General features: G+C 68.0%; 11 protein-coding genes. 5 read left to right on the top strand and 6 right to left on the bottom strand.

Annotated features, from left to right (window positions below; translation table 11 throughout):
• Positions 1 to 122 precede the first annotated feature (122 nt).
• Positions 123 to 1,253, top strand: coding sequence for a tRNA dihydrouridine synthase DusB (dusB, locus tag E5083_RS13205; RefSeq protein WP_135785833.1), 1,131 nt, complete (start codon positions 123 to 125; stop codon positions 1,251 to 1,253).
• 58 nt (positions 1,254 to 1,311) lie between these two features.
• On the opposite strand, the gene E5083_RS13200 is transcribed toward dusB, so the two are convergent.
• From E5083_RS13200 to E5083_RS13190, 3 genes are all read right to left on the bottom strand, one after another.
• Positions 1,312 to 2,874, bottom strand: coding sequence for a sulfatase-like hydrolase/transferase (locus E5083_RS13200; protein WP_135785832.1), 1,563 nt, complete (start codon positions 2,872 to 2,874; stop codon positions 1,312 to 1,314).
• A gap of 592 nt (positions 2,875 to 3,466) precedes the next feature.
• Positions 3,467 to 5,395: an amylo-alpha-1,6-glucosidase gene (locus tag E5083_RS13195; RefSeq protein ID WP_135785831.1), complete on the bottom strand. Its 1,929-nt coding sequence runs from the start codon at positions 5,393 to 5,395 to the stop codon at positions 3,467 to 3,469.
• Positions 5,392 to 6,837, bottom strand: a complete 1,446-nt coding sequence (locus E5083_RS13190; protein WP_135785830.1) for an MGH1-like glycoside hydrolase domain-containing protein — start codon at positions 6,835 to 6,837, stop codon at positions 5,392 to 5,394. The genes E5083_RS13195 and E5083_RS13190 overlap by 4 nt, the downstream gene beginning before the upstream one ends.
• Positions 6,838 to 6,956: 119 nt before the next feature.
• Between E5083_RS13190 and E5083_RS13185 the strand changes: the two genes are divergently transcribed.
• The 3 genes from E5083_RS13185 (at position 6,957) to E5083_RS13175 (ending at position 13,398) form a co-directional block, all read left to right on the top strand.
• Positions 6,957 to 8,219 carry an ROK family transcriptional regulator gene (locus E5083_RS13185; RefSeq protein ID WP_135785829.1) on the top strand — a complete coding sequence of 421 codons (1,263 nt, stop codon included), beginning with the start codon at positions 6,957 to 6,959 and terminating at the stop codon, positions 8,217 to 8,219.
• 406 nt (positions 8,220 to 8,625) lie between these two features.
• On the top strand, positions 8,626 to 11,346 hold the full coding sequence (ppdK, locus tag E5083_RS13180; protein WP_135785828.1) for a pyruvate, phosphate dikinase: 2,721 nt from the start codon (positions 8,626 to 8,628) through the stop codon (positions 11,344 to 11,346).
• A gap of 768 nt (positions 11,347 to 12,114) precedes the next feature.
• Positions 12,115 to 13,398, top strand: a complete 1,284-nt coding sequence (locus tag E5083_RS13175) for a TIR domain-containing protein (protein ID WP_167513528.1) — start codon at positions 12,115 to 12,117, stop codon at positions 13,396 to 13,398.
• A gap of 697 nt (positions 13,399 to 14,095) precedes the next feature.
• On the opposite strand, the gene E5083_RS13165 is transcribed toward E5083_RS13175, so the two are convergent.
• Entirely contained in the window at positions 14,096 to 14,917 is an 822-nt protein-coding gene (locus tag E5083_RS13165) for a class I SAM-dependent methyltransferase (protein WP_135785825.1), read from the bottom strand.
• A 56-nt stretch (positions 14,918 to 14,973) separates the two neighbouring features.
• Between E5083_RS13165 and E5083_RS13160 the strand changes: the two genes are divergently transcribed.
• Positions 14,974 to 15,690, top strand: a complete 717-nt coding sequence (locus E5083_RS13160; protein ID WP_135785824.1) for a GntR family transcriptional regulator — start codon at positions 14,974 to 14,976, stop codon at positions 15,688 to 15,690.
• 196 nt (positions 15,691 to 15,886) lie between these two features.
• On the opposite strand, the gene E5083_RS32135 is transcribed toward E5083_RS13160, so the two are convergent.
• Complete coding sequence (locus tag E5083_RS32135) at positions 15,887 to 16,192, bottom strand: hypothetical protein (RefSeq protein WP_167513527.1); 306 nt, start codon at positions 16,190 to 16,192, stop codon at positions 15,887 to 15,889.
• An 872-nt stretch (positions 16,193 to 17,064) separates the two neighbouring features.
• Positions 17,065 to 17,973, bottom strand: coding sequence for an RpnC/YadD family protein (locus tag E5083_RS13145; protein ID WP_135785822.1), 909 nt, complete (start codon positions 17,971 to 17,973; stop codon positions 17,065 to 17,067).
• Positions 17,974 to 18,045: the final 72 nt, after the last annotated feature.

Raw genomic sequence — 18,045 nt, 5'->3', positions numbered from 1 at the left:
CCCTACATGATCCTTACCCGTACCCGTACCCGTACAAGATCTGTCCCGTAGGGGGAGGGGCACCGGTGAGGTGAGGGACAATGGACGACGCCCTTGCCGTACATCCGTCCCGGAGCCCCCTGATGACCCAGCCGCTGTCCATCGGCCCGCACGCCGTGGTGCCGCCCGTCGTGCTCGCACCCATGGCCGGGATCACCAACGCCCCCTTCCGCACCCTGTGCCGGGAGTTCAGCGGGGGCAAGGGGCTGTTCGTCAGCGAGATGATCACCACCCGGGCGCTGGTCGAGCGCAACGAGAAGACCATGCAGCTCATCCGATTCGACGAGACCGAGAAGCCGCGCTCGATCCAGTTGTACGGCGTCGACCCGGCGACCGTCGGCAAGGCCGTCCGCATGATCGCGGAAGAGGGCCTGGCCGACCACATCGACCTGAACTTCGGCTGCCCGGTCCCCAAGGTGACCCGTAAGGGAGGCGGCTCCGCGCTGCCGTACAAGCGGAATCTGCTGCGGGCCATCCTGCGCGAGGCCGTCTCCGGCGCGGGCGACCTGCCGGTCACCATGAAGATGCGCAAGGGCATCGACGACGACCACATCACCTACCTCGACGCCGGCCGCATCGCCGTCGAGGAGGGCGTCACCGCCATCGCCCTGCACGGCCGCACCGCCGCCCAGCACTACGGCGGCACCGCCGACTGGAGCGCCATCGCCCGGCTGAAGGAGCACGTCCCGGAGATCCCGGTGCTCGGCAACGGCGACATCTGGTCCGCCGACGACGCGCTGCGCATGGTCCGCGAGACCGGCTGCGACGGCGTGGTCGTCGGCCGCGGCTGCCTCGGCCGGCCCTGGCTCTTCGCCGACCTGGTCGCCGCCTTCGAGGGCCGCGACGACTTCCAGCGGCCGGTGCTGCGCCAGGTCGCCGACGTGATGGTCCGGCACGCCACGCTGCTGGGCGAGTGGCTCGGCGACGAGGCGCGCGGTGTCATCGACTTCCGCAAGCACGTCGCCTGGTACCTCAAGGGCTTCGCGGTCGGCTCCGAGATGCGCAAGCGGCTCGCCATCACCTCCTCGCTGGAGGAGCTGCGCGCCGGCCTGGACGAGCTGGACCTCGACCAGGCGTGGCCCATCGGCGCCGACGGCCCGCGCGGGCGCACCTCCGGCAACAACCGGGTGGTCCTGCCGGACGGCTGGCTGAAGGACCCGTACGACTGCGCGGGCGTCAGCGAGGACGCCGAGCTGGACACCTCCGGCGGCTGAACAGGCACCAGGGCCGGCCCCTAAGGGACCGGCCCTGTGCTTTTGAGACCCCTAGGGGTCAGCCCTTCTTCGGGTGCGGAGTCGAGCCGTACGCGGTCAGGAAGCGGTCGCGGAAGAGGTTCATCTTCCACACCGGCGCGTCGTGCGCGGGCCGCAGGCCGTCCGACCAGCCCCAGTCACCGATCTTGTCCAGCACCTTCGGGTCCTTGGCGACGATCGAGACCGGTACGTCCCTGCTGGCGTGGTTGCCGCTGACGCGGGCGATGGGCTGGTGGTCGCCGAGGAAGACCAGCACAGTGTCCTTGGTGCCGTAGCGCTCCAGCCACTCGGTGAGCGCGGTGACCGAGTACTGGATCGACTTGCCGTACTCCTGGCGGGACTTGGTGGTGTCCGCGATCACGTCGGCCGGCTTGTTGCCCGCCGCCTCGATGCCCTTGAAGACCGAGCCGTCGCCCAGCTCGTCCCAGCCGACCATCTTCGGGATCGGGCCCCAGGGCTGGTGGCTGGAGGTCAGGATGACCTCCGACATCATCGGCTTGTCGTGCTTCTTGCCGTGCACCCGCTGCTGGAACTGCTCCAGGGTGTACTGGTCCGGCATCGTGGACCAACTGAACTTCGGTCCCTTGTAGCCGAGTTCGAAGGCGTTGTAGACCTTGTCCAGCCCGAAGAAGCTCTGTTCGGGCCACGCCTTCTGCACGCCCGGCATCACGCCGACCGTGTTCCAGGCGCCGGACTTCTTGAACACCTTGGTCAGGCTGAGGTGGTCGCTCGCCATCACCGTGCGGTAGCGCTGCTGGTTGCTCACCCACAGGCCGGACAGGCTGGTGGAGTGGCCGAGCCAACTGCTGCCGCCGTACGTCGCGGAGGTCAGCCAGCCGCTCTTGGCGTGGTAACCCGCCTTCTTCAGCGCCTCGGTGCGGACGGCGAGGGTCTTGTCCACGCCGGGCGCCATGATCGGATCCTCGATCGCGCTGCGGCCGTAGCTCTCGATGAACGTGAAGATCATGTCCTTGCCGCGCAGGTCCGGCACGAGCTGGTCGGGCGGGGTCGCGCCGAACGCGTCCACCTTGGCGACCTTCTGGAACTCGGCCTCGTCCTTCAGCGTGTCCGACACCCGCTCGGTCTGGCTCTGCAGGGTGACGGCGGCGCTGTCGGCGGCGAGCGGCACACCCGCGAGCTGCACACCGAAGGAGGAGCAGGTGATCCAGACGACGCCCGCGATCAGGGTCCCCCGGGTCGCGGTGGCCGAGTGCCGGGCGAGGACGTTGCTCAGGCGTACGACGGCGTAGGCCGACGCGGCGAACAACAGCAGTACGAGGACGATCACCCCGGCGGTCGCGGCGAGGGTGGCCGTCCGGCCGAGCGAGTCCTCCAGGTACGACTGGGCGTCGCCCAACAGGCTCCAGTCCAGCACCAGGTTGAAGGTCCGGCCGAGGTACTGCTTGAAGCCCATGTCGAGCCAGTTCAGCACCGTCAGCGCGGCGAGCGCGACACCGCTGGCCGCGGCGAGCACGACCCTTGGCTTCCTGGGCAGCGCCAGCAGGATGGCCGCGCCGACGATCGCCTCCCCGGGCAGCCGGAAGAACTTGGCGGGGCCGAGGTCGACGATGGTCGCGGGCATCACCAGGCTGCAGACGACCAGGATCGCGGCGAGGACGGTGATGGTCCGGGAGAGGACGCGGGCAGCCTGGGGGTGTTCCGCCTGCCAGCGGGTCAGGCGGGCGAAGCGGGAGGGCTTGGCGGGGGTGTCCTCAGGGCCGGCCTTCTCTCCGGCGCCCCTGTCAGGGGCCGATGGGGTTACGGTCCTGGTATCGGCGCGCCCAGTACTGGTACTGGCATCGGCAGTGGCGTCGGTGCTCCCAGTACTAGTACCGACACTGGCATCGGCGGTACTGGTACCACTACCAGTACCCACCCCGCCCTCCGAGTCCGTCCCATGACCCTTCGCCCCCGGAGTCTCGGTACCCACCGCCCCGCCGTCGGGTCCACCCCCCGGCGCGTCGGGTGACGTATGCGTGTTCTTGTGCTGAGGCAACCCGGAGGTCCTTCCGCGCGAGGCCGGTGACGACGGAGGCGGCGGGCCGCGCCGGGGAGGCTGGGCAGGGCCGTTGGAGGCCGGTCCGCCTGGCCCGCCGTCCTTCCGTACGGTCCGCCGCGGGCCGGTGTTCACGGCCTACGGCAAATACCGGGCAAACGCCCGGTCAAGGCCGGTCTCAGGCGCCCCCGACCGCGGTGAGCAGGGCGAGCGGCGCGGCAGCCGAACGGGACTCCCGCACACACGCGTGCGGGTACGGTACCGGCTCCGGGTGGGTATCACGCCCGTAACCCGCCAGCACTTCGGGAAGCCGGTGCCCGGCGGAGGCCGCCGCGTCCACCAGACCACGGGCCACCGCGCGGGCCTCGTCGTGCAGCCCGTAGCGGGCGAGGCCGAGGGTGATGAGCGCGTTGTCGTGCGGCCAGACCGAGCCCCGGTGGTAGGAGAGCGGGTGGTAGGCGGCCTGGCCGGCGGCGAGCGTACGGACGCCCCAGCCGGAGAAGAAGTCCGGCTCCAGCAGCCGGCGTCCGACGGCCTCCCCGTACTCCTTGTCCAGCAGCCCCGACCACAGCAGATGCCCGGCGTCCGAGGCGAGTGCGTCTATGCGGTGGCCGTCGCCGTCCAACGCCAGGGCGGGGAACCCCTGTTCGGGCAGCCAGAAGTCCCGCTGGAAGCGGTCGCGCAGGTCGGCCGCCGCCTGCTCCAGCAGCGCCGCGTACGTCCCGTCGTCCCACACCGTCCGCGCCAGCCACGCCGCACGGCGCAGTGCGTCGTACGCGTACCCCTGCGCGCCCGCCGCCATCACCGCGCCGCTCGGCCGGGTGCCGTCGGCGCGGCAGATGGCGCCGGGGGAGTCCTTCCAGTTCTGGTTGGCGAGGCCGCCCTCGTCGGCGCGGTACACGAGGTAGCCGCGCGCGGTCAGCCCGCCGTGGTCCAGCATCCAGCCGACCGCCGCGCGGGCGTGCGGCTCCAGCCGCCGGGCCAGGGCCGCGTCTCCGGTGCGCTCGGTGTAGGCGCCGAGCAGGACCAGGAAGAGCGGGGTGGCGTCGACCGAGCCGTAGTAACGCCCGTACGGCACCTGCCCGAAGTGGGCCAGCTCGCCGTGCCGGACCTCGTGCACGATCTTGCCGGGCTGGGTGACGGGGGAGGAACTCTCGGCCGTGGCCTGAGTGGCGGCCAGGGCGGGAAGCGTGGCGGCGGCCAACCGCGGGCGGTACGGCAGGGCGAACAGCGAGGTCAGCAGGGCGTCCCGGCCGAGCAGCGTGAGGAACCAGGGCGCGCCCCCGGCCGGCACCCGCAGCCCCTCCCCGTCCGGACCCCGCGCCGGCACCTGGAGCGCGGCCAGATCGGACAGCCCGCGCACACAGGCGGCCGCCAACTCCGGCCAGGCGGTGGGGAAAGCGACGCCCTCCATGAACTCCTCTTCTGCCGCACGGAGTTCACCGCTCACGGCGGTCGGGGAACGAGGTACGCGCACCGCATGCCGGTCGCCGTGCGGGCGGGCCACCACCCGCAGCAGCAGCTCCGCCTCGCCGTGCGGGGCGAGTTCGAGCGTCCACACCAGCCGCCGGGCACCGGTACCGGTCTCCTCCACCGCCTCCGGAGCCGGGTCGGCGGTGATGGTCGTACAGGACCGCCACTCACCGCGCCGGTAACCGAACTCAATCCCGTCGTCCAGCACTTGGCGACTGCGCACGGCACCCGCCTTGACGTACGTGCGGTGGTCGGAGCGCAGTTCGAACTGGTCGGTGAAGTCGGCGTCGACAGTGAGCGCGATCCGTACCGTGGTGGCCGTAGGGCGATTGCCGGTGATGCGCACCGACTCCACGAACGAGCTGTCGCCCACGGCCTGTTCACGCCACAGCGTGTACGCGGGCGGCTCCTGGCGTCCGCCGCGCGGCACCAGTACGCACCGTGCCGTGTCGCCCTCCCCGACCGGCTTCAGCACCTCCGGTACCGCGCCGTCCACGGTGAGCTGCCAGCGGCTCAAGTGCCGTGCGTCGCGGACGAAAAGCCCCTCCACCTGGCCGCCCCCGCGCACCCCGCTGATGTCGCCCCGGTCGCCCACGGCGGCGAACGTGGCTCCTCTTACGAGCAGTTGAGTCATCCCCGGTCCCCTCCCTCTTCCCCTGTCTCCATAGCCCCGTCCATGTCGTGCAGCAGGTCCAGCGTCAGCGCGGCGGTCCAGCCGAACCCCGGCGCCCCGCACGCCTCGCCGGTGTCCGGGTCGACGTACTCCGCGAACCCGGAGTCCCCGGCCGCGCGCAGGAAGCCGGTGCGCAGGGCGTCGGCCGCCGCCTTCTCGCCGTGCGCGCGCAGCCCGCGCTCCACCAGCCAGGCGGTGTTGAACCACGCCGGTCCGCGCCAGTACCGGTTCGGCTCGAACGCCGGTCCCCGCAGGTCGTAGCTGGGTACGAGCCCGGTGCGCGCCGCGAAATGCGGTCCGCGCAGGGTGCGCAGCAGCGCGCCGGCCACCTCGCGGGGGAGGCCGGGCAGCAGCAGCGGGACGAGGCCCGACACGCTCCGCTCGCGGATCAGGCCGCCGCGCAGGTCCCGGCACAGGAACATCCCGGACGCGTCATCCCACAGCCGCTCCACCAGAGCCGCCGTCAGCCGCTCGGCGCGGGCGTGCCGGGCGGTACCGGGGGTGCCCAACTCGGCGGCGATACGGGCGAGTGCGTGCTCGGAGGCGATCAGCAGGGCGTTGAAGGACGGGTCCTCCACGGCGAACTCCCGCACATGGCGCCCGTACTGGCCGTCTGCCACCGCGAACTCCTCGTCGCTGTCCGCGTATCCGCCGTCCCGGTAGTCGGCCGCGAGGCACACGTACCGCCCGTAGTCCAGGTCGGTCGGCCGGTCCTCGGGGGCCCCGTGGGCGAGGTCGGCGCGGCGGAAGGAGTGGGCCGGGGCCGGGGTGACGCGGGCCAACGGCCCGTCCCAACAGGGGCTGTTGTCCATACCCTGCTCCCACGGGTGCACCACCGACACCAGCCCGCCCCCGCCCAGGTCCCGGCGGCGCAGCAGATACCGGTGCCAGGCGGCCAGCCGGGGATACACCCGCGCCAGGAAACCGCGCGCCCACGACAGGCCGGGGTCGGCCCGGTGCACCAGCCACGCGGCCAGCGCGTGCACGGGTGGTTGCACGATGCCGGACGTCTGTACGGTGCGCGGGGCGCCCGCGGCCCGCCCGGCGGTGGAGGAGCGCCAGAAGTCGGGGCTGGGGAAGTAGGCGTCGAGCGGCACGGAGGGGGAGAAGACGATGTGCGGCACCCGCCCGTCCTCCCACTGCGCCGCGAGCAGCGTCTCCAGCTCCGTCTGCGCCCGCAGCGGCGACAGGTGCCGTAACCCGATGGCGATGAACGCCGAGTCCCAGGACCACTGGTGCGGATACAGGTACCGGGAGGGGACCGTAGAGGTACCCGTCCAGTTGGCCGCCAGCACGCGGGCGGCCCTGACGTGCAGTGATGCGCCCGGGGGCGCGGTGGAGGACGAATCGTATGCGATCCCGCGCCCGGTGACACGGGCCGTGAGCTGGGCAGTGCGATCCACTCGGGGCTCCCCGAAGACGTCCGGCCGACCTGGTTCGGTTGTGTCTATCGCAGGGTTACGCCTATTTAACACGCAAAACTCAATATGTAATGCAAACTTGAGGAACACAAGGGGGTGGCATGACCGGAAAGCCCGGCAGGACGGCCAGGGGCAGCGCTCAGACGAGCGCCGGTGACCTGCTCGACCTGGTGCGCAGCGGACGGGCCGTCACACGCGGCGCCCTCCAGCAGATGACCGGCCTCTCCCGCGCCACGGTCGGCCAGCGCCTGGACCGGCTGTTCCGGGCGGGCTGGCTGCGCGAGGGCGCGGGCGGCCCGGTGGACTCCCCGCTCGGCGGACGCCCGGCCATCACCTTGGAGTTCGACGGCTCGCACGCCGTGGTCCTCGCCGCCGACCTCGACACCCGGCACGCCCGCGCGGCCCTGCTCACCCTGACCGGCGAGATCCTCGCCGAACGCGCCGGCGCCCTGGTGGTGGAGGACGGCCCCGAGGTGGTCCTGGACGGGCTGGGCCGCTGGTTCGCCGAGCTGCTCACCGAGACCGGCCACGTTCCGGAGGCGGTCTGCGGGATCGGCCTCGGCGTGCCGGGCCCGGTGGACAGCGAGACCGGGCGGGTGGTCCAGCCGCCGATGATGTCCGGCTGGGACGGCTACGACATACGGGGCCGCCTCTCCCGCGCCTTCAGCGAGCACACCCGTACCGGTGCCGGTACCAGTACTGGTACTGGTACTGGTACTGATCCTGGTATCGCCCCGGTATTCGTGGACAACGACGCCAACCTGATGGCATACGGGGAGCAGCGCACCGGATACCAGGACTGCCGCGCGTTTGTACTGGTCAAGGTCAGTACCGGTATCGGCGCCGGAGTAGTGGTGGACGGCGCGCTGTACCGGGGTGTGGACGGCGGCGCGGGCGACCTCGGGCACATCCGGGTCGGCACCGAGGCGCTGTGCCGCTGCGGCTCGTACGGCTGTCTCGCGGCCGTCGCCAGCGGCGGCGCGGTGGCCCGTCGGCTGACGGATGCGGGCGTGCCGGCCGCGTCCGGCTCGGACGTACGGGACCTGCTGGCCGCCGGGCACCCGGAGGCGGCGGCCCTGGCACGGGAGGCCGGGCGCCAGGTGGGGGACGTACTGGCGACGGTCGTCACCCTCCTCAACCCCGGTGTACTCATGATCGCGGGCGATCTCGCCGGGACACCGTTCCTGACCGGGGTGCGTGAACTGCTCTACCAGCGGGCGCTGCCCCGCTCCACCGCCCACCTCGACGTCCTCACCGCGCGGCTGGGGGAGCGGGCGGGGCTGATCGGCGCGGGCGCGCTGGTCGTGGAGCACCTGTACGCCCCGGAGCGGGTGGAGGAACGGCTCACCGCGCTCGGTGTGTGACGCCCCGGTTTCCGGCCCGGAACGGCGTCCGCATGGTGAAATCCGGTGCCGTGTGGCAGCGTGATTCTCGCCACCCTTGATAAGGGTCGCGCTCAGATGAGCGGATCTTGAGCGGCTGCACTTCTCCAAAGGGTGGCACTCGGTGCCACCCCGTCGGCGTTCAATGATCGAAATCAATCGTGTCGATCACCGCTCATATGAGCAGGATGCGGCGTCAGTGTCCGCTCATCCGTTCAAGAAGTGAACACTCGCGTGGCCCTGGCCTTGCCATGCCTTTGCTTTAGATCCTGTGGCAGACGGCTGGTTACAGGCTTATGACGCACGACTGGACGTACCAAGGCGCCTTCGATCTGGGTATGTTCCTCGCCGTCAGGGCAGCCACCGTGGCCTCAAGGAGTCGAGACCCGTGTCGGAAAACAAAGAGCCTCACGTAGCGAAGTTCGTCTACGACTTCACCGAGGGCAACAAGGACCTCAAGGACCTGCTCGGTGGCAAGGGCGCCAACCTCGCCGAGATGACCAACCTCGGGCTGCCGGTCCCTCCCGGCTTCACCATCACCACCGAGGCGTGCAAGGTCTACCTCGACAGCGGCCAGGAGCCCCCGGCACTGCGTGACGAGGTGAGTGCGCACCTCGACGCGCTGGAGCAGCGGATGGGCAAGAAGCTCGGCCAGGCCGACGACCCGCTACTGGTCTCGGTCCGCTCGGGCGCCAAGTTCTCCATGCCCGGCATGATGGACACCGTCCTGAACATCGGCCTCTCCGACAAGTCGGTGAAGGGCCTGGCCAAGCAGGCCGGCGACGAGCGCTTCGCGTGGGACTCCTACCGGCGCCTCATCCAGATGTTCGGCAAGACCGTCCTCGGCGTCGACGGCGAGCTGTTCGAGGACGCGCTGGAGAAGGCCAAGGAGGCCAAGGGCGTCCAGGTCGACACCGAGCTGGACGCGGCCGACCTGAAGAAGCTGGTCACCGCCTTCAAGAAGACCGTCAAGACCGAGGCCGGCCGGGACTTCCCGCAGGACCCGCGCGAGCAGATGGACCTCGCGATCCACGCGGTCTTCGACTCCTGGAACACCGACCGCGCCAAGCTCTACCGCCGCCAGGAGCGCATCCCCGGCGACCTGGGCACCGCGGTCAACGTCTGTTCCATGGTCTTCGGCAATCTCGGCCCTGATTCTGGTACCGGCGTCGCCTTCACCCGGGACCCCGCCTCCGGGCACCAGGGTGTCTACGGCGACTACCTCCAGAACGCCCAGGGCGAGGACGTGGTCGCGGGCATCCGCAACACCGTGCCGCTCGCGGAGCTGGAGAACATCGACAAGGCGTCGTACGACCAGCTCATGCAGATCATGGAGACCCTGGAGAACCACTACAAGGATCTCTGCGACATCGAGTTCACCATCGAGCGCGGCAAGCTGTGGATGCTCCAGACCCGCGTCGGCAAGCGCACCGCGGGCGCGGCGTTCCGTATCGCCACCCAGCTCGTGGACCAGGGCCTGATCGACGAGACCGAGGCGCTCCAGCGGGTCAACGGCGCGCAGTTGGCGCAGCTCATGTTCCCCCGCTTCGACGAGGACGCGCGGGCCGAGCAGGTCGGGCGGGGCATCGCGGCCTCGCCGGGCGCGGCGGTCGGCAAGGCGGTCTTCGACTCGTACACCGCGGTCAAGTGGTCCCGTTCGGGCGAGAAGGTCATCCTGGTACGACGGGAGACCAATCCCGACGACCTGGACGGCATGATCGCCGCCGAGGGCATCCTCACCTCGCGCGGCGGCAAGACCTCCCACGCGGCCGTGGTCGCGCGCGGCATGGGCAAGACCTGCGTCTGCGGCGCGGAGGAGCTGGAGGTCGACACCAAGCGGCGCCGGATGATCGTGCCGGGCGGGCATGTGGTGGAGGAGGGCGACGTCATCTCCATCGACGGCTCCTCCGGCAAGGTGTACCTCGGTGAGGTGCCGGTCGTGCCCTCGCCCGTGGTGGAGTACTTCGAGGGCCGGATGCACCCGGGCGCCGACGACGCCGACGAGCTGGTCGAGGCCGTGCACCGCATGATGGCCTTCGCCGACCGCAAGCGCCGGCTGCGGGTACGGGCCAACGCCGACAACGCCGAGGACGCGCTGCGGGCCCGGCGGTTCGGGGCGCAGGGCATCGGGCTCTGCCGTACCGAGCACATGTTCCTCGGGGACCGGCGTGAGCTGGTGGAGCGGCTGATCCTGGCCGACACGGAGACGGAGCGCGAGGAGTCGCTGAAGCAGCTACTCCCGTTGCAGAAGCAGGACTTCGTGGAGCTGTTCGAGGCGATGGACGGGCTGCCGGTGACGGTACGTCTCCTCGACCCGCCGCTGCACGAGTTCCTCCCCGACATCACCGAGCTGTCGGTCCGCGTGGCCCTCGCCGAGTCCCGGCAGGAGCCGCACGAGAACGAACTCCGCCTGCTCCAGGCCGTGCACCGGCTGCACGAGCAGAACCCGATGCTGGGTCTGCGCGGTGTGCGTCTCGGCCTGGTGATCCCGGGCCTGTTCACCATGCAGGTCCGCGCCATCGCGGAGGCGGCCGCCGAGCGCAAGACCGCCAAGGGCGACCCGCGCGCCGAGATCATGATCCCGCTGGTCGGTACGGTCCAGGAGCTGGAGATCGTCCGCGAGGAGGCCGACCAGGTCATCGCGGAGGTCGAGGCGGCTACGGGTACGAAGCTGAAGCTGGCCATCGGCACCATGATCGAGCTGCCGCGCGCCGCGCTGACCGCCGGCCAGATCGCCGAGGCGGCGGAGTTCTTCTCCTTCGGCACGAACGACCTGACGCAGACGGTGTGGGGCTTCAGCCGGGACGACGTGGAGGCATCGTTCTTCACGGCGTACCTGGAGAAGGGCATCTTCGGTGTCAGCCCGTTCGAGACGATCGACAAGGACGGGGTGGGCTCGCTGGTCAAGTCGGCGGCCACGGCCGGTCGTTCGACCCGTCCCGACCTCAAGCTCGGCGTCTGCGGCGAGCACGGCGGCGACCCGGAGTCCGTCCACTTCTTCCACGAGGTCGGCCTCGACTACGTCTCCTGCTCCCCGTTCCGCATCCCGGTAGCCCGCCTGGAAGCCGGCCGCGCGGCCACCCAGTCGACGGGCAGCGACCACCGCTGAGCCCCGGAGCCCGTCGTCGGTCCCCGACCCTCACCACCGATCGCCGACGGGCCCCGGCACCAAAAGAGAGGCGGCACCCTGTGCGGGGGTGCCGCCTCTTTGGGCATGGGGTGGGGGAAACTGTCAAGCTACGGCGCTGACCAGGCCAAACGGGGTTTGCTGGCGTTGGCTGCCGTTGAACCTGCGCGGAGTTGTTGTGCCCTGGTTGTGCCCTGGGAGTGCGGCTTGGGCGTGTCACGCTCGGGGGCGGTCGCCAGGGGGCCCCTGCGGCCGTTCTCTACAGCCACAACTGACCATCGGCGGCCGTGACCTGCGCTGCCTTATCGATCAGCGTTCTGACCTGCTGCCGCGCTGTCGGTAGTTGTCGACGTTGGTCACCGCAGAACGCCCTTCCACGGCCCGAGGATGGCCTGGGAGGGCGCTCGTGCAGTCCCGGCAGGCATGAAGAACCGAGCCCGCTTCGCGGCCAGTTACGGCGGGCATCCAGTTCTCTTGTATGAACCATCGTCCCAACCGCTACGCTCTGGGGGACCGCACAGCCAGCCCTCGGGCGATACCTTCTTAGCGATATGCGGAGCCAGCATGTCTCAGACTCGGGTCGAAGACGTCTTCAAGATTTCAGGGGTGCCGACGCACACGTTCGTCAAGCCTTCTGAGTACAGCCATCTAGTGGTGGCTCTTCGGTCCCCTGGGCGTGGAGTCATCGTAGAGGGTCCCTCCGGAATCGGAAAAAGCACGGCTGTAAGCAAGGCTTTGCGGGAAACGAATATGGATGAAGAGGTGGTGCAGCTCTCAGCGCGATCTTCGGAAGACGTTGAGTATATCGAGCTGCTTCACGACCTCGGCAAATTTGGTACTGTCGTAATCGATGACTTCCATCGCCTGCACGATTCAGTCAAGTCGCAGATCTCCGACATGTTGAAGATCATGGCTGACACTGAAGACGCCGGAAGGAAGCTGGTAATCATTGGAATCAATGAGGCTGGCCGGTCGCTCATTAAAGCATCGCCGGATCTCTCGAATCGTATTGATGTGATCCGCTTCGAGGTCGAACCCGACTCGAAGATCGCTGAGCTTGTGAACGCCGGAGAAGAGGCGCTTAACGTAAAGCTTTCCGCGAAGGATCTTATCGTCGAAAAGGCGCGAGGTAGCTTTTATCTAGCGCAACTTCTCTGCATGGACGCGTGTGTGCAGGCCGAAATTCTAGAGCGGCCAGGTACCGTCGTTGAGGTGACCACGTCGTTCGCGGCTATCCAAAGGCGAGTAGTGGCACGGCAGCGTGAGCGTTTTGGGGACATCGTTCGTAGTTTCGCACGCGGCACCAAGTTCCGGCCGAGCGGCAGGGCGCCTTACCTGCACATCCTGAAATGGCTGGCTGAATCTGACTCATGGAGCATCTCCATTCAAGATGAGATGCGAAAGCATCCGGCAGAAAAAGCCAGTGTGGGCCTTGTCTCTGAACGGGGATATCTAGAAAATCTGGCGAACAGTGAAGGAATCTCAGAGATTCTACACTTTGATCCAGATACCCGAGTTCTTTCCGTAGAAAATCCCATGCTGATCTTCTACTTGCGAAACATTTCGTGGCCTGAGTTTGTGCGCGATGTCGGCTTCACAAAGGTGGACTACGAAGAGAGCTATGATTTTGCGCTTTCCTTCGCAGGTGAAGACCGGGGCTACGCGGACGCGCTCAGGGATGCGCTTGAGGACCTTGGCCATGCCGTGTTCTACGACATGGCTGAGCAGCATAGATTCCTGGGGCAAGACGTGGAGACCTATATGGGGCCAATATATGCCTCCGGGTCTCGCTTCGTCATTGCAGTGCTCGGGGAAATGTACGGCAAGAAGCGGTGGACACTGTTCGAAGTGAGCCAGTATAAGAATAGGTATCAAGATGGAGAGGTGATACCTATTTGGTCCAGTAAAATCCCGCCGTCCCCAACGGACCCCGTTAGGGATCTAGGGTATCTGACGTTTGATCCGGATGGGGATCTAACGGGGCAGGCAAACACTCACTCTGCCATTCTCACCCGTATGCTGCAAGAGCGGTGACCTGTGTCGTCAAAGGGTAAATGCCAGGATCGTCAAGGCCAGTAGCGTTACGACTGAGGTCGCGTAAAAAAGCAGCAGTAGCGGTGAAAACGCCGCGCCCCTGAAAGGGACCTGTGTCTTATAGGGGGTTGCGTCCATGGAGAAGTTCTCGACCGATCCATCAGGTCGGCGGGCAGCGTCATAAAGACGCCGATACATTCGCTCCTGCCGAAGGAAGTACGAGTCGAGGAGCCAGAACGAGGACACAGGTACGAGGCCGGCGCCACATATCCTTAGGTCTCCCTGGCTTGCCGCTAGGCCGATGACTCCGGCAGTCAGCGTCATCGCCCAACCCTTAATAAGGAATGCGGTTTGGTTTAGTCGAGTAATCACGGCTTGCAGAAATTCCAAATGCTTGACAGTGTCTGAGGATATACCGCTGCTCATGGGGCCTCCTGTCGCGCGTGGTTGAGATCCCAGGGATCATACACGGCGGAACGACGGGTTACTGAAGTAACTGAAGTACTCGTAGGTCGGTGGGGAGGCTTTGGGCTCGTGCCGAATTGGCTGCCTAAAGCCGTGGAGCTGGCCGCCCCAGCCGCAGGGGCGGCGTGCGCCCGCGCCATGCGCGGGCACTTGATGAAAGTTTGCCCGCGCTGCCAGCGCTAGATGGGCTGCGCGACAAGGGCTGCTTCGTAAGTGCTCACCACCGTTGACATCAGAGGTCGATGCCAGAAGGGGCCCTTCCCACGGCCAGTAGATGCGAACTGGCGGCAAGCAACTCTGGGTAGGGTTCGGCCATGCGGGCCGCTTCCATGGCAGACGCAACCAGCTCATTGGTTGGTCCTTCGCCCGGCTGTTGCTCCGCCACCTTCACCAGAGACCACGCGGGGCCCTCAATTCCGAAGACCTGCACGTCAGTCAGTCCGGACGTAACCAGCTCCGAAGCTAGTTCCTCAGCCCTGTGAAAGTAGGACAGGGTGAACCCTCGCGCGCCGTCATAGACGGCCGTCTCTAGAATCTTTGAGACGGAGTCACGGATTCGCTCTTTGTGGAGGTGGGCGTACGTCACGTGCTCGAAAAGCGACGCGTACCGGTTGATGGCTGCTGCTGCGACTACCCCACCCGGCTTCACCACGCGCTGGGCTTCCGCCAGCGCAGTGCGCCGGTCCTCGGGATTCGGTAGGTGATACAGCGGCCCAAGAAGCTGCACAATATCGAAACTGTCGTCCGGCTCGTTCAGGTCGCGTGCGTCTCCTACGACCGCCGGGCACACGGCTGACGCGGTCTCGACATGGCGGGGGACCGGGTCCACCAGTGTCACGTCGTAGCCGTCTTTCACCAGCCATTCGGCGTGAACGCCGGTGCCCCCACCCACGTCGAGTACACGTGCCGGCGCCGGGGGGAGGAAGCGTCGGAGAAGCTCTTGGGTCCGGGCCAGCTCCATCCGTCCGTCTGCCGATGTGCGCAGGCGGTCGTCCTCGTTCACCGTCTCGCCGTAGAACCGCATCACGGAGGGGGCCAATTCGAGTTTCGACATGCTCGCAGTATCGTGTGTACCGGTGGACCAGTCCAGCGCGCGAGGTAGAGGAAGCCATGGCTGTTCTGAAGTACGAGGAGATCGCCGAGTCGCTCCGGGCCCGCATCGCCGCTGGGGAGTTCGCCCCCGGCGAGACCATCCCGTCCGGCCGAGACCTGGCAGAGCAGTGGGGCGTGTCGCGGGCCACCGCCATCAAGGCTGTGGACGTGCTCCGCAACGACGGCGTGGTGGTGGCCAAGCAGGGGACCGGTTTCGTGGTGACGGAGACCCCCGTGGCGAGGGCCGCCGGCGCTCGTCGGGCCGGGTCGACCCGCATCCTTGGTGGGATGCCCTTCCTGCGGGTCGGGGTGCCCGACTGGGCCGAACCGCCTGCGCGCGTTGCAGAAGCGCTGGGGCTGGCGCCCGGCGTACTGGCTCTTCGGCGCGTCCGGGTTCTCCAACTCCCCGATGGGAGCCCCCATAGCTGTGTGGAGGCGTGGTTCCCTCCCGAGATCGCGGAGGCGGCACCCCGGCTGTCCGGTGCCGCGCCCATCGCCGAGGGCACGACTCGCTATGTCCGTCGGCAGACCGGGCGTTTCCCGGCTGAAGGAGTCGACGTGATCACCGTGCGGCTCGCCACTGAGGTTGAGGCGGAGCGGCTGGGGGTCGAGGAGGGCAGTGCTGTCGCGGTCCTCCTGCACACGGCGCGCGACCAGGAGGGGCGCCCGCTGGTCTGCGAGGAGGGTGTTACTCCTGCCTCGCTCTTCGAACAGGTAGACACCTACGCGATGTAGAAGAACCTCTGAAGCGAAAGCCCGCCGCCTACTCTCACCAGCACTTGATGCTTCATCAAGTGCCTTGAGCTGCTGGGACATACTTCCCCGTTCATCAAGTCCAGGTTCATCCTTGACTGGACCGGTCCACCGGTCCAGTCTGGAGGCGCAAACCGCACCGCCGCACGGCGGAACGGTTCCGGTTCGGGGTGGCCTGCTACTCCGCCAAATCCTTCTGGACGGTGTCGTGATGCGGTGCGTTCACTGGCGCAGGGTGCCCCTCGACTTGATGCGGGAAGCCCAGGAAGAGCTGACTGGTGATCACGTCGACAGAGCGGTGCAGTGCCAACTGTCCACGCATGACGGTGACCACTTCGGTCTCCTCGGCGACGACGGCATGCGCGGGACCGCGCTGTGGCTCCGCTGGCACGGGATGAGCGAGGCGGAACTCGTCGTACTCCCGGACTGCCCGGAGCTCGGCGGGGAGGGCTGCTGTCTGTTCGCCGATCATGCCGAGCAGCACACCTGGGAGGGCACGCAGGGGGAGGCCCCATGCGCCAGTTGATCGCGAGCCCGTACAACGGAACCTTCCTGATCGCCCGCCCCGGCTCCAAGGGCGGAATGCGTATTTCCCGGGCCCTCTACGAAGAGCTGGCATCGACCGCCGAGAGCAGCAACCCTCTGCCGACCTGGCTCCTCGACCATGCCCGAACGGCCTGGAGCGTGGACCTGGCGGACGCGGTGATGCGTGACGCCGTCCTCGTACGCGCCGGTACCGGTCTCGGCTACGGCCGGGCCACGTACGAGATCAACAAGGGCTGCAACTTCAACTGCGAGCGCTGCTGCCCCGCGGAGCGGAAGTTCGAGGGACTGCCCTGGCAGGACAAGGTCCGGCTCTTGCACCTGCTGTGGGAAGTCGGGCTTCTGTGGGTCCAGTTCACCGGCGGTGAGTCGCTGATCGACCGTGACTTCGCGGATGCGTACACGTTCGCTCACCGCTCCGGGATGCTGATCCAGATCCTCACCAACGGCTCCCGGCTCCACCGCCTCGAGGTCATCGGTCCCCTCCACCGCTTCGGGTTCGACTGGTGGACCACAGGACGGCGACCGGTACGAACACCGCCAGTACGACGGCCATCGCCACAGCGGACTCCCACGGCGTGTGCACCCACGCGTGAGACACCACGGCGCCCAACCCGTAGAAAGGCGCGGATACACAGAAGATCACCAGGTAGCGCAGCCACGCGCGGCCTCTCCAGCCGGTCTGCGTTCCACGCTCACGCGGATGTCCATCGGTCATTCCCACCCCGTACCCCGAAGTACGCAGAGGGGGCGGTCCCATTTGGCCAAAGCCACGGGCCGCCCCGCCGTGCAGTCCGGGACGGACCTGTCAGGTCACTCCTCGGTGAACAGGTCTTCGGCGTAGGTCGCGCGTACGGCCCGCTGCGCCCAGAGTTCGAGTTGGTTCGGGTCGTCGCAAGCGATCACGCGCTCGGAGACGTGCTCTGGTACGGGAATCCCCCGCCACTCCAGCACGCGCAGCACCATCTCCGCCTTGGCCTGGGCCCGGCCCTGCTCGCGGCCCTCCGCCAAGCCCTGCTCCCGCCCCTCCTCCCGTACCTGCTCCGCCAGCGGATGGCGCCAGAAGTACTGGATCGCGGTCATCAGGTCCCTCCACATCTGCTTCGCCTGGGGATCGGCCAGGCATGAGTCGACGAACTGTACGAAGACCGCGGCGCTGTCCGGGTCGATGGTCTTCAGGGCGGTGGCGAGTGATTCCAGTATGGGCGCGGCTCGCGGTCCGCGTCCGTGTGTCATGGCGGAAAGCACCGCGAGGGGTACGTCCCGTTCCGCCTGATGCTCGTCCGTGATCACCGGGACGTTGTCGGGGCCCAGCACCAACGGCCGGACGGTCAGCGAGTGCCAGCCGGGGAAGCCGAGGCGGATGGGCTGAGCGGCCCAGCGGGCGGTCGCGCTGTTCTGGGTGATGACGATCAGCACGGGCTCGCAGCGGTACTTCTCGTACAGGTACGACAGGTAGTACGGCCAACTGCCCCGCTTGCGGTCGTCCACCTTGCCCTGGGACTCGACCACCAGCAGGTACGTGCCCTCATCCGTCTCCGCGCGCAACAGCGTGTCCACGCGGCGCTCCACCGGCTCGATCTCGGTGAGATCCACGTTCAGCGCGGCGATTTCGCGGGGCTCCGGGAACGGTACGTGCAGCACCCGCTGCAACGCCCGGGTCAGCAGGGCCGGGTCCTTCTGGAAGATGCGGTGCAGCGCCTCGTGCGACGAGCCGACCATCAGCTCTCCTTTCGTACGACAGGCACAACGAGCCACCGCACGGAAGGTCGCCCCCAGGGGTGACACACCGTC

The sequence above is a fragment of the Streptomyces bauhiniae genome (genome assembly GCF_004784475.1).
Lineage (GTDB): Bacteria > Actinomycetota > Actinomycetes > Streptomycetales > Streptomycetaceae > Streptomyces > Streptomyces seoulensis.
Note: the sequence above shows the minus strand (reverse complement) of the source record. Positions and strands in the feature narration are given on the sequence as shown.